The organism is Bradyrhizobium sp., from assembly GCF_047605465.1.
GTDB lineage: Bacteria > Pseudomonadota > Alphaproteobacteria > Rhizobiales > Xanthobacteraceae > Bradyrhizobium.
In genome coordinates this window covers 176034-188309 of record NZ_JASGFS010000001.1, presented here as the reverse complement: position 1 = coordinate 188309, position 12276 = coordinate 176034, and the positions used below count along the sequence as shown (strand labels likewise).

Genomic DNA, 12276 nt, shown 5'->3' with positions numbered 1-12276 from the left:
ATGGCCCGCATTACGACGAAGAACAGAAGCGACCTTCCGCCGGAACTGCATCCGCTCTGGGACAAGATGAAGACCTACGGCCCTTTTGAAGGTCAATCCGGGGTCATGGCACAGCGTTTACCGGTGTTCGAGCATGTCTGGCGCCTGCTTACCCAGCTGTCCGACGAAGCTGTTCTGCCGAAGCGATACCTCGAACTGGCGATCGTCACCACTTCGCACCTCAACGAGTGCGAATATTGCGTAGCGCAGCATACGCCGAAGCTCATGATCCAGGGTATCTCGAGCGAAGGAGTGGCAAGGCTGCTCGATTACAAGGATCATCCCGAGCTCGACGAGGTCGATCGTCTCGTGGTCGAATATGCAATCGCGGTGACGAACAACTGGAGCCGCACCCGGGACGAGATATTCACGCGCCTGCGGGCCCATTTCACGGAACCGCAGATCGTCGAATTGACGTGGCGAACGGCGCTCTGCGGGGCGTTCAACCGCTTCAACGACATCCTTCAAGTCGACGACGACGCGAATCTCGCGGCGATCGCCGCGGAATGAGAGCCGACAGCGCTGGCGATTAGGCCATTCGGATCAATCGCCGATTCATCACCTGCGAGTGCGTACATGACCAGACAACGCGAGCTGATGCTGAACACGTTTCAGATGTCGACGCCGACCCATACCTGGGCGGGGCTCTGGCGACATCCCGGCGATCGTTCGGTCGACTACAACAAGCTCGAGTACTGGACCACGATGGCACAGACCGCCGAACGTGGGCTGCTCGACGGCATTTTCGTTGCCGACGTCTTCGGCGTCTACGACGTCTATGGCGGCGGGCCAGAAACCGCGATCCGCGCCGGAGCTCAGGCGCCCAGCGCCGATCCCACGATCGCGGTATCGGCCATGGCGCACGTCACCCGCCACATCGGCTTCGGCATCACCGCCAATCTGACGTACGAGCATCCATTTCAATTTGCGCGCCGTTTCTCGACGCTCGATCATTTCACCGAAGGGCGCATCGGCTGGAACATCGTCACCGGCTATCTCAACAGCGGCGCCAAAGGCATGGGCCTGGATGTCGTGCGGGAGCACGACGAGCGGTATGAGGCCGCTGAGGACTTCATGGCCGCCGTCTACAAGCTATGGGAGGGAAGCTGGGAAGAGAACGCGGCTGTTCGGGATCGGGAGACCGGCATCTTTACCCACCCCGAACGCGTTCATCCCGTTCATCACGACGGACCGTATTACAAGGTCCACGCAAGGCACCTGTCCGAACCATCACGGCAGCGCACGCCGGTCTTGTACCAGGCAGGTACGTCTGCGCGCGGAACGGCATTCGCGGCCAAACACGCCGAATGCGTCTTCCTCAACGGCCCGACCAGGGAGATCGCGTCCCGGTCCGTCAAGGCGTTGCGCGAGCAGGCGCGGTCGTTCGGACGCGATCCCTATGACGTCGCCGTGTTCCTCGCGGCCACGGTCGTCGTCGCTCCGACCACCGCCGAGGCGCACGATCTGGTTGCCGAATATCGCCGCTATCTCGATATAGCGGGTCAGCTCGCGCTGGTCGCAGGCTGGACGGGCATCGACTTCTCCAAGATGTCGCTCGACGATACGGTCAAGTTCTTCAAAAGCAATGCAATACGGTCCACCGTCGAGAACATGACGGTCAGTGCACCCAAGCCGGTGCAAGTCCGCGATCTCGTCGAATTCAGCAATGTCGGTGCGCGAGCGCCGTTCATCGTCGGCAGCCCGGCCGATGTCGCCGAGGAGCTGATCGGTTGGGCTGACGCCACCGACGTCGACGGTTTCAACCTCGTGCGCGTCGTTTCACCGGGGTCTCTTGAAAGCTTCGTAGATCTGGTCGTCCCGGAGCTGCAGTCGCGCGGCGCCTTCAAGCGGGAATACCGCGAAGGATCGCTTCGTGAGAAAATGTTCGGGCAATCCGCGCGGTTGAACGCCCGTCATCCCGGCGCTGCGGCACGTCGCTTCGACCGCTTGTGAGGCGGTGGGCGAAAAGAACGAAGCAGAAGGATAGGCCTGCGGCGAACGCCTCTCGGCAACGCTTTCTTTCAAGTGGCCCGAAAAGTTTGGTTTAGCGTTTTGTTGTGCATCGCGAGATTTGTCCTCATTATTCGGGCTTCTCTCTTCAGACAATGTACAGCAGGCCAATATGAATTCGACTATCTCGGCTCACGGTGCCCGTAGACTGTTACGCAACTGGGCGCTCGCGTGCGCAGTGCTCGGCTCTTTCACAACGGGCGCGTTTGCCGCATCGTTGTCCGTCGGCGTTGCGACGATGCCTACGAATGGTGCTCTCGATATCGTCGTTGCAAGAGCGAAAGCACAAGGGCTCGACGTCAAGATCGTCGAGTTCAGCGACTGGTCCACGCCGAACATCGCCGTCTCCAACGGCGATCTCGATTTGAACTACTTCCAGCACCTGCCGTTCCTCGAGGATTCCATCAAGAAGGCCGGTTACAATCTCGCTCCGGTCGGGCTCGGCTATTCCACCACGAACGGCATCTACTCCAAGAAGATCAAGAGCCTGAGCGATCTCAGGGACGGCGCGACGATCGCCATCGCGAACGACGTCATCAATACGGGCCGCGCCTTGTCGCTGTTGCAAGAGGCCGGACTGCTCAAGCTCAAGCCGGACGTCGGCTATCATGCGACGATCGTGGACATCGTGGACAACCCCAAGAAGCTCAAGATCGTCCAGGTCGATGGTCCGCAGATCTCGCGCGCGCTGGATGACGTCGATGCCGCGGTGACCTATCCGGCCTTCGCCAAACTCGGCGGCCTCGATCCCAACAGCCCGATCGTCCTGGAGAAGCCGAACGATCTCTATGCGTTGCGATTCGTGGCCCGCCCCGACCGAGCCAACGATCCCCGGATCAAGCAGTTCATCCAGATCTATCAGACCACGCCCGAAGTGAAGGAGATCCTGAAGAAATACTACGGCAACGTCATTTCGTTCCCGTGGGAGAATGAACAAGCCCCGGTCTCGGCGGCCGCTACTCGCTAGTTCGGGGATACGATCTGGAAGCGCCGCGGTATTTGCCCCGCGGCGCTTCGTCATCCGGCCGGCATTGCATTCCGCAATGATCGTCGCGGCGGTCGATCGCGAGACGGATCAAGCCGCTGCGTCTTCGCCGAGAACCTCACGCAAGCGCGCGATGAGGTCGCGGTTCGCTGGGTCGTCGCGTCGCCGTGGTCGCGGCGTATCGATCGCGATCGAAGCGGCCAGGCGTCCCGGCTTGCCGGTAATCGCAACAATCTCATCGGCGAGATAGACCGCCTCGGTGATCGAATGGGTCACGAAGACGATGGTCTTGTGAGTGGCGGCGTGGATGCGCGCGAGTTCATCCTGCAAGGCCTCGCGCGTGAGCGCGTCGACAGCCGCAAACGGCTCGTCCATCAGCAGGATATCGGGATCGACCGCGAGGGCGCGGGCCAATGCCACGCGCTGACGTTGGCCGCCCGACATCTCGTGCGGATATCGTTTCTCGAATCCGGGCAGGCCGACGAGGGCGAGCGCGGCCCTCGCCATGTCCCGGCGCTCGCCGGCGCCGACCCGGCCGTGTTCGAGCCCGAAGCAGACGTTCGACATGATCGTGCGCCACGGCAGCAGCCGCGAGTCCTGGAACACAAGCGCGACCGGCAACCTGAAGCCTTCCGGGCGGGCGTTCACCTCGACCGCGCCGGCGTTCGGCGAGAGCAAGCCGGCGATCACGCGCAACAGCGTGGACTTGCCGACGCCGGAAGGACCAAGCACGGCGACAAAGCGGCCCGGCGCGATATCGAGGCTGAGATCGCGGAGGACTTCGGTTCGCTCGCCGTCGCGCGCGAAGGTCAGCCCGATGTTGCGCAGCGAGACTATCGCTTCCATCGAAGAACCCGCGATTGAAGTGCCACGAAGGACGTGTCGATGAGGCCATAGAGGGCGGCCATCGTCGCCATGTAGACGACCACGATGTCGCTCGCCAGCAGGTTGGAAGCCTGCATCATGCGTTGGCCGAGGCCGGGCACGCCGAAGATCTCGGAGGCCACGACGGCCATCCAGGCCTGGCCGAGGGCCGTTCGCATGCCGACCAGGATGCCGGGCGCCGCTGCCGGCAGGATAACCTTGATCAGCTTCTGATGCGCGCGGCGGAAGCCGAAGGCATCCGCGACCTCGATCAGGTCGCGGTCGACGGTGTGCACCGAACCGAGGGCGGCGAAATAGCAGATCCAGAACACGCCGGTCGAGATGATGAAGATGGCGGCCGCCGGATCGATGCCGAACCAGAGGATCGCGAAGGGCACCCAGGCGAGGCCGGGAATGGGCCGCAGGATTCGAATGACCCAGGAAAGAAAGGACTCGAGCGTCGCCGACATGCCGGTGACGACGCCGAGTCCGACACCCAGCAGGCTGCCGATCAGCAGGCCTGACAAATAGTTGCGCAGGCTCGTGAGCAGGCTCGCGAACCAGATGCCGCTTGAGAATTCGCGCCAGAACGCGCGCGGCAGCGCGCTCGGAGGCGGCAACACCGATGCCGGCACGATCTGAAGGGCGGGCAACGCCTCCCACAAGGCGAGGAAGGCGAAGAAGCCCAGCGCCCCCAGCAATAATGATCGCGTTCGTGTCACCTGCGTCGTCGCGTTTCGTTGCAGGGACTAGTTCGCAGCGGCGCGATTATAGACGTCGAAGGCAAACAATCCCTCGAGCGGCTCCGCTTTCTGCAGCGCCCCGATCTTGACCTGATAGTCCTGGAGCTTCTTCGTGGACTCCTCGATCCGGCGCGGGTCGGAGGTGAACTGGGTCTGCGGAGACTTCAGGGCCTCGAGCAGGATATCGTCGGGGACGAGGCCGTTGCCGAATGCGGCCCCGACATGTTTCACGGTCTTCTCCGGATGCTCCTTCAGCAGCGCAGTCGCCCGGATGATCGAGCGCACGAGGCCGTCCACCGCCTGAGGGTTCTTGTCCGCGAACGGGCCCATCACTGCGACGACAACGCCGGGGAAATTGGGGAACATATCCTTGCCGGTCGCGATCAGCTTGATGGCGGGGTTCTGCTTGCGGATGATGGCGAGCGCGGGCTCGCGCACCGAGCCACCTTCGACCGCGCCCGTGGAGATGGCTCGTTGGGTCGCGTCGATGCCCATCTCGACGATCTGAACGTCAGCCTTGTCCGCCTTCACGGCCTCCCACAGCCAGTGCTGCAGGGCCGTATTCGGGCCCGAGCCGATCGGCTGGGTCGCCAGCTTGACGGGACGACCGTTCTTCTCGCGGAAGGCCTTGAACGCCGCCGCCGGATCCTTGCCCTCGATCTGGGGAGAGAAGGCGGCGCTCGTGGCAAACCCCATTTCCTCGACGACGGTCGCGGCCACGATTCGGACGTCGATGCCTTTTGAGCGGGCCACGAGCAGCGGCGCGAGGCCGGCGACGTAGACGTCCAGCGTGCCGGATTGCAGCGCCTGGATCATGTTCGGACCGGATTCGAAGGTGCTGGTGCTGAGATTCAATCCAGCCTGCTTGATCCAGCCTTCGCCCTCGGCAACGAAGATCTGCGCCGCGCCCATCACCGGGATGAAGCCGACGCGTAGCGGCTGCTGCGCGTGGGCGGACGTGGCGAGCCCGAGAGCAGCAAAAGCCGCGGCCATGGCAGCCAACATAGTTGATACGACGCGCATCGTGATCCTTCCGAAACGTGAGGGGAAAACCGGCCTTTCTTTTCGTGTTTCCGCCACATTTGGTCCATTGCTTAGATTGTCGCGGTGCAGAATGGATCATTCGTCAATGCGCGAATTACGAGATGAATCTTCCAAATCATCGCGCGCCGGAGGAACGGCGGCCGACGGTGCATTCGTGGACCTGATCGGGGTTGGGCTAGCGGTTTTCTCGGGGAAGGCCCTGACGAGACCGTATCGCTCGCATGAGCGTGCGGGCTGCCCTCGGATTTGCGAGGAGGGCACTCATGGGGCGTCGCACGCGGCGATTATTCGCCGGGGCGAGCGTTTGAGGCGTGGCGTCGCGCAAGCTCCTCGACCAGCCACTCGCGCGCAGAACTCTCCAGGGGGAAATCGACGCGATTGCCTTCGACCATGGAGACATAACAGGCCATGGTCAATTCGGCGGTGCCTGCCACGTGATCGAAGCGGAGAGGCGGCGCGGCTCCGCCATTGATCCAATCCCGGAAGTCGGCGGCCATGCCGGACCATGCGGAGAGAAGACCGTCGGCATCCTCGAAGTTTTCCTCGCGAGCGCCGGCATCGGTATAGACGTGCAGCTTGTCCTCGGAGCGGATGACGATCGAGCCGCGGCTGCCGCCGATCGTCATGGTGACGCCGTCGTTGAGATAGTGCACGCCCGTCTCCAGAACGGCACGGCCGCCACCAGGAAACTCCATGACGGCGACCGCGTGGTCTTCCATGGCGTGACCGAAACCGCGACGATCGGTGACGCGCGCCTGCGCCATGACCCATTCCGGCATCTCGTCGTCGTGGAAGAAGCGATACATGTCGAGCCAGTGCGAACCCCACTCGCTCAAATCCCAGCCGTTGCCGATCGCCGCCGAGACGATCACGCGCTGGCCGATCTCGCCGGCCGAAATGATCTCCCGCGCGCGCGCAAAGGCTCTCCGGTATCGGCGAAAATGGGGAACGATGATCTTGACGCCGGAGGCCGCAACCAGCGCACGCAATTCGGCGAGTTCGGCCGGCGATGCCACCAGGGGCTTCTCGCAGAGGATCCCTTTGACGCCGGCCGCGACGCAGGCCTTGATCATATCGAGATGGAGGCCGACATAGGTGCACAGGCTGACGACGTCGGGCCGGTCGTGTTTCAGCAACTCGTCCAGGCTCGCATAGCCGCCGACATCGAATTCGTCATTGAAGGCGCGAAGATTAGCTGCGTCGATATCCGCTGCGGACGTGAGCACGAAGCCGGGCGTGCGGCGATACATGCGGGCATGGGTATAGCCGATGCGGTAGGCGCCTGCCGTCGGGCTGCCTTGCTTCTGGGCTTGCCCGACACCGACGATCCCGGCGCGAAGTGCGTTCGGCTCACTCATCCCGGTCTTTTCCTTACGAGAGCTGCAGGCCGACGTTGCAGGAAAAGCCGAGCACGGTCAGTCACAGCCACCTGTGACAGTCGATGCGCGCTCGCGATGGAGCATCGCTCTTTTCTGTTCAGCTCTGCGCTTCGAGATACTTTTCCAGGGTGAGAGGCTCGGCCACCAGCAGCGGATCCAGCACTGCGCAATCCCTGAACTCGCTGGCCTCGAAGAACCAGCGCTTCGAGGCCGGCATGCCCCATAGCTGGGCGCGGCGCGGGTTGGTCAGGTCCCAGCGGATCGGCGGAGTTTCGGGATCGATGACCTGGTAATGCGTGTTGAAGAGCTCGATGCGATGGCCGTCCGGATCGCGAAAATACACGAACAGCGCGTTGCTGAGGCCATGGCGGCCGGGGCCGCGGTCGATGATGTCGAGATAGCCGAGGCTCGAGACGACGTCGCAAGCGTGGATGAGCGCAGTGACGTCGGGGACGGTGAAGGCGAAATGGTGCAGCCGCGGCCCCTTGCCGTTGGTGAAGACGATGTCGTGGGTGTTGCCCTTGCGCTCGAGCCAGGAGCCCCACAATTCGTCGGAGTTTTCGGGCGCCGTGTATTCGGCCAGCCGGAAACCGAGCTCGCTCCAGAAATCGGTGGCGGTCTGAACGTCGTGCGTCACGATCTGATAGTGATCGAAGCGCTGTGGGCTGCCGCCGCGGAACGTATGGTAGTCCTGCATCCGGCGTTCGACGATGTCCATGTGGGCGGCGACCTCCACCGGAAGCCCGACGGGATCGCGAAAGCGCAATGTCCTGCCCTGATGAGCGACATCGGCGAATTCATACGCGATCTCCTTCCGCTTGAGCCAGGCGGCGAGGGGCTCGAAATGGCTGTCGTCCTCGACGCGCATGCCGATCCATAGGGCCTTCGGCGGTGCATCGCTCTTGTGCAGGGCGATCGAGTAATAGTTCGCCTCTTCCAGGCCGCGGAGATAGAGCGTGTCCTTTGTCTCGTCGGTCACGACAAGCCCGAGCGCGCCGGCATAGAAATCACGGCTGGCGCCGAGATCGCGGCAGGTCAGGGCGACATGGCTCGCCCGGCTCATGTTGAAGGGCGGCTTTCGATTCCATTGCGGCAGCATAGGTCTCTCCCTGCTTCAGTCTGCGAATCCCAATTGGTCATTCAGACGCGCGAGCTTGTTTGCGAGGTCGTTCTCGTTCTGGATGCTCGCATAGACATAGCGGTCGGGGCGAACGATCACCGCTTCGGTACTGCCCGCCGCCGCCCATTTGGCGAAGGTGTCGCCGGCCTCGGTCATCGCGAGGACGCCCTCTACAGTCGGCTCCGCGGACGATCCGATGACGATGCGGTGGCCGCCGAGGCGGCGCCATGATTCCGCATGCGGTTCCATCCAGGCCTGCGCGGCGGAGTCGGTGGTCACGTAGAGAAACGCCATCGGACAGAGGTCGTCCATCAGACGGGTGCGACCCTTGCCGACGATCTCGGGCTGAACCATGAGACTGCCCGATAAAGGCGTATCGCCGAGAATGCCGTGCGCCAGGTTGGGAATGAAGGCCTGTCGTGTGGTCGTCATCCGGCCTTCGCGCAATTCGGCACGCAATGTCCGGTCACGCTCGATCGCGCGTGCCTCGTCCATTTCCCCGATGATGAGGCCGAACTCCTTCGCGTGCTGGATGACGGTTGCGACATGTGGCTTTCGCTCCGTCTCGTATGTCGCGAGCAAGGCATCTGACCAGCCGTGGCGCTGCGCAAAAACCAGCTTCCACGCCAGATTGAAGGCATCGCGCAGACCCGCGCAAAGGCCCTGACCAAGGAAGGGCGGCATCTGGTGGACGGCGTCGCCTGCCAGGAACACGCGCCGGCTCGCCCAGCGATCGCCGACCCGCGCCGCAAAGCGATAGGTCGCGCTGCGCCAGATGTCGAAGCAACGGATGTCGACATACTTCGCCATCACTTCGCGTAGCCGCGCCGGATCCTCGAAATCCGCCGGGCTCTCGTGCGGCAGGAGCTTGATCTCCCACCGACGCAAATTTCCGGGGCCGACGACATAGGTCGCCGGTCGCGACGGCCAGCAATATTGCGTGGTCTTGCGCGGCAGGTCGGTGTCGCAAAGCTGCCAGGCATCGACGACGATCCACCATTCGTCGAAGCGATAGTCTTCCAGACCGAAGCCGAGGCGTTTGCGTATCTCGCTGTTGGCGCCGTCGCAGCCGATCAGCGTGGTGGAGGTCACGGCTTCCCGTGCCCCGGTCGCGTTATCGGCAATCGTGACGGTGACGCCTTCGGTCTCCTCCGAGAAATCCGCAACGGTGCAGCCGAGCTTCATGGTAACGTTGGCCCGCAAGCTGAGCGCCCGCCGCAGCATCTTTTCGAGTTCCGGCTGGACGAAGGTCGAGGTCGACGGCCAGCCGAGCGCGTAGGGCGGTGGGGCCGGATCGAACAATTTGATGATCTCGCCATCGACGCCGAGGAAGTCCGTCCCCGGGTGCGGCCGCGTGCTCGGGAATAGGGCATGGGCAACGCCGCAATATTGCAGTGCGCGCATCGCTTCCCAGTCCAGAACGATTGCCCGCGGGGTTGGATACACCTCCGGGAACCGTTCGACCACGCAGACGCTAAGGCCCTGTGCCGCAAGGAGGTTTGCCAGCGCGCCGCCAGTTGGCCCACAACCTGAAATGACGGCGTCGAAATGCTGCAAGGCGTGATCCCCCAAAGCGGAACGTAGCGGCCCTCTCCTATAGGGCGCTATCCGCCGGCCAGAGTGTCACATTGGATTGGGACAGTCCGGATACGGCAGGGCAGGTATAGGGAGCAGGATATCCAATCCGTGGGGACGGTTCGCAATCAAACATGCGGGGAAGGGAATTTCGGTGGACGCGGCCGGCCCATTGTTGAGCGTGAGCGATGTCTCGATCAGGTTCGGAGGAATCATTGCCTTGAGCGATGTGAGCTTCGACGCCGCGCGCCGGCAGGTCTGCAGCGTGATCGGACCCAACGGGGCCGGCAAGACCACGCTCTTCAACTGCATCAGTCGCCTGTATCGCCCCAACAGTGGCTCGATACTGTTCGATGGGAACAGCCTCGACAGCCAGCCGCAGTACAAGATCGCCGGCGTTGGCCTCGGCCGGACGTTTCAGAACCTCGCTTTGTTCCGGACCATGAGCGTTCTCGACAACGTTCTGGTCGGGACACACCACACGCTGCGTTGCGGCTTTCTGGCGCATGCGTTCCAGATCGGCGTTGCCGCGGAAGAGCGGCGCGCGCGCGACCGGGCGCTCGAGATGTGCGACCTGGTCGGCCTCGGACCCTACGTCGACGTCGACGTCGGCAGCCTGCCGTTCGGCATCCAGAAGCGGGTCGAGTTCGCGCGCGCCCTGGCGGCCGAGCCGAAGATGCTGATGCTGGACGAGCCGGCGGCCGGCTTGAATCACGAGGAGGTCGAAGGCCTGCGCGCGCTGATCCGCGACGTCTGCGACAAGATGTCGATCGCCATCCTGCTGGTCGAACATCACATGAACCTCGTCATGTCCGTCTCGGACAAGGTCGTGGTGCTCAACTTCGGACGAAAGATCGCCGAGGGAAGCCCCGATACGGTTCGTTCCAATCCGGACGTCATGGAAGCGTATCTGGGGACCGAGGCATGAGCACGATCCTCTCGGTACGCGGCCTGAATGCCTATTACTCGCTGACCCAGGCGCTACGGGACGTCAGTTTCGAGCTGGTGCGCGGCGGCATCACCACGATCCTCGGCGCGAACGGCGCGGGCAAGACCACGACGCTGCGGGCCATCTGCGGCATGGTCAAGGTCACCGGCGAAATCCTGCTGGACGGCAAGCGCATTGATCGCCTTTCCACGGAGAAGATCGCCTCGCTCGGCGTCGCCCATGTGCCGGACGGGCGCGGAACGATCGGCGCGCTGACGGTGGAGGACAACCTTCGCATCGGCGCTTTCACCCGCCGGGACCGCGAGGTCAGCTCCGACATCCAGAAATGCTATGACTATTTCCCCCGGCTGCGCGAGCGCGCCAAGCAGAATGCGGGCGAGCTTTCCGGCGGCGAGCAGCAGATGCTCGCCATCTCCCGCGCGTTGATGCTGCGGCCCAAGGTGCTGCTGCTCGACGAGCCGTCGTTCGGCCTGGCTCCCCTCGTCATCCGCGATATCTTCGCGATCCTGCGTGCGATCAATGCGACGGACAAGGTCTCGATGCTCATCGTCGAGCAGAACGCGCGTCTGGCACTGGGACTGGCCGATCATGCGAGCCTTCTTGAAACCGGTTCCATCGTGATGAGCGGCTCATCGGCCGCAATCCAGGAAAACGACGCCATCCGTCAATCATATTTGGGCTACTGACCGTCATGGATGTCCTTATCAATCAGGTGGTGTCCGGGATCGTGAACGGCGGCATCTATGCAAGCCTCGCCCTGGCACTGGTCATGATCTACCAGGCTACGGGATTGGTGAACTTCGCCCAGGGCGACATGGCGATGTTCTCCACCTTCATCGCGTGGTCCATGATTACTTCGCTGGGCATTCCGTATTGGCCCGCCTTCGCTCTGACCCTGCTGGCCTCGTTCGCGATCGGGTTCGGCGTTCAGCGTATCGTCGTGCGTCCGTTCGAGGGGAGATCGGTGCTTGCCGCCGTGATCGTATTCATCGGCCTGCAGGTGATCTTCAACAGCGTGGCGGGCGGTCTGTTCGACTACACCACCAAGAGCTTTCCCAGCCCGTTCCCGGCGGAGGCGCCATTCGGCAATCGCTATGTCTCGAGCCATGACGTCGGCTCGCTCTGCGTGACGCTGGTGACGGTGGTCGTGCTCTATGTCTTCTTCCGCTACACCAAGCTCGGCCTTGCGATGCGTGCCTCGGCGCTCAATCCGGTGTCTTGCCGCCTGTCGGGTGTTCCCGTGGGGCTCATGCTCGCGACGGGGTGGGGGCTGGCAGGACTGCTGGGCGCGATCGCCGGCATGATGGTGGCGCCGGTCGTCTATCTCGATCCCAACATGATGTCGGGCGTGATGATCTACGCCATTGCAGCCGCAAAGCTCGGCGGCATCGACAATCCCTGGGGCGCAGTGGCCGGCGGCTTCATCATCGGCATCCTCGAGAACCTGGTCGGCGCCTATGTCGTCGGCACGGAGCTCAAACTGAGCATCGCGCTGCTGGTGATCATCGGCGTGCTGATCCTGAAACCGGCGGGCCTGTTCGGCCGCAAGATTGTCACGCGGGTCTGAG

General features: G+C 63.1%; 12 protein-coding genes. 6 read left to right on the top strand and 6 right to left on the bottom strand.

Annotated features, from left to right (window positions below):
* The 3 genes from QM712_RS00920 to QM712_RS00910 all read left to right on the top strand — a co-directional run bounded on the left by QM712_RS00920 (nucleotide 1) and on the right by QM712_RS00910 (nucleotide 3016).
* The gene (locus QM712_RS00920) at nucleotides 1–549 is read left to right on the top strand and encodes a carboxymuconolactone decarboxylase family protein (RefSeq protein ID WP_415021131.1); all 549 of its coding nucleotides are present in this window, start codon (nucleotides 1–3) and stop codon (nucleotides 547–549) included.
* A gap of 66 nt (nucleotides 550–615) precedes the next feature.
* The gene (locus tag QM712_RS00915; protein WP_415021130.1) at nucleotides 616–1992 is read left to right on the top strand and encodes an LLM class flavin-dependent oxidoreductase; all 1377 of its coding nucleotides are present in this window, start codon (nucleotides 616–618) and stop codon (nucleotides 1990–1992) included.
* A 169-nt stretch (nucleotides 1993–2161) separates the two neighbouring features.
* Nucleotides 2162–3016 (top strand): MetQ/NlpA family ABC transporter substrate-binding protein, encoded by an 855-nt coding sequence (locus QM712_RS00910; RefSeq protein WP_415021129.1) that lies wholly within the window; start codon nucleotides 2162–2164, stop codon nucleotides 3014–3016.
* Between the two features lie 108 nt (nucleotides 3017–3124).
* Here QM712_RS00910 and QM712_RS00905 read toward each other — a convergent pair whose 3' ends face one another.
* From QM712_RS00905 to QM712_RS00880, 6 genes are all read right to left on the bottom strand, one after another.
* Nucleotides 3125–3880: an ABC transporter ATP-binding protein gene (locus tag QM712_RS00905; protein WP_415021128.1), complete on the bottom strand. Its 756-nt coding sequence runs from the start codon at nucleotides 3878–3880 to the stop codon at nucleotides 3125–3127.
* Complete coding sequence (locus QM712_RS00900; RefSeq protein ID WP_415021127.1) at nucleotides 3868–4620, bottom strand: ABC transporter permease; 753 nt, start codon at nucleotides 4618–4620, stop codon at nucleotides 3868–3870. The genes QM712_RS00905 and QM712_RS00900 overlap by 13 nt, the downstream gene beginning before the upstream one ends.
* Nucleotides 4621–4647: 27 nt before the next feature.
* The gene (locus QM712_RS00895) at nucleotides 4648–5634 is read right to left on the bottom strand and encodes an ABC transporter substrate-binding protein (protein ID WP_415021126.1); all 987 of its coding nucleotides are present in this window, start codon (nucleotides 5632–5634) and stop codon (nucleotides 4648–4650) included.
* Nucleotides 5635–5969: 335 nt separating this feature from the next.
* Complete coding sequence (locus QM712_RS00890; protein ID WP_415021125.1) at nucleotides 5970–7043, bottom strand: Gfo/Idh/MocA family protein; 1074 nt, start codon at nucleotides 7041–7043, stop codon at nucleotides 5970–5972.
* A 118-nt stretch (nucleotides 7044–7161) separates the two neighbouring features.
* Nucleotides 7162–8163, bottom strand: a complete 1002-nt coding sequence (gene hpaD / locus QM712_RS00885) for a 3,4-dihydroxyphenylacetate 2,3-dioxygenase (RefSeq protein ID WP_415021124.1) — start codon at nucleotides 8161–8163, stop codon at nucleotides 7162–7164.
* A gap of 15 nt (nucleotides 8164–8178) precedes the next feature.
* Nucleotides 8179–9741 (bottom strand): bifunctional 3-(3-hydroxy-phenyl)propionate/3-hydroxycinnamic acid hydroxylase, encoded by a 1563-nt coding sequence (locus QM712_RS00880; protein ID WP_415021123.1) that lies wholly within the window; start codon nucleotides 9739–9741, stop codon nucleotides 8179–8181.
* A 166-nt stretch (nucleotides 9742–9907) separates the two neighbouring features.
* On the opposite strand from QM712_RS00880, the gene QM712_RS00875 reads away from it, so the two are divergent.
* From QM712_RS00875 to QM712_RS00865, 3 genes are read left to right on the top strand one after another with little or no spacing between them, the layout of a single operon-like run.
* The gene (locus QM712_RS00875; RefSeq protein WP_415021351.1) at nucleotides 9908–10687 is read left to right on the top strand and encodes an ABC transporter ATP-binding protein; all 780 of its coding nucleotides are present in this window, start codon (nucleotides 9908–9910) and stop codon (nucleotides 10685–10687) included.
* Nucleotides 10684–11394 (top strand): ABC transporter ATP-binding protein, encoded by a 711-nt coding sequence (locus tag QM712_RS00870; RefSeq protein WP_415021122.1) that lies wholly within the window; start codon nucleotides 10684–10686, stop codon nucleotides 11392–11394. The genes QM712_RS00875 and QM712_RS00870 overlap by 4 nt, the downstream gene beginning before the upstream one ends.
* Nucleotides 11395–11399: 5 nt before the next feature.
* A complete protein-coding gene (locus QM712_RS00865) occupies nucleotides 11400–12275 on the top strand; it encodes a branched-chain amino acid ABC transporter permease (RefSeq protein ID WP_415021121.1) in 876 nt (291 codons plus the stop codon).
* Nucleotide 12276: the final 1 nt, after the last annotated feature.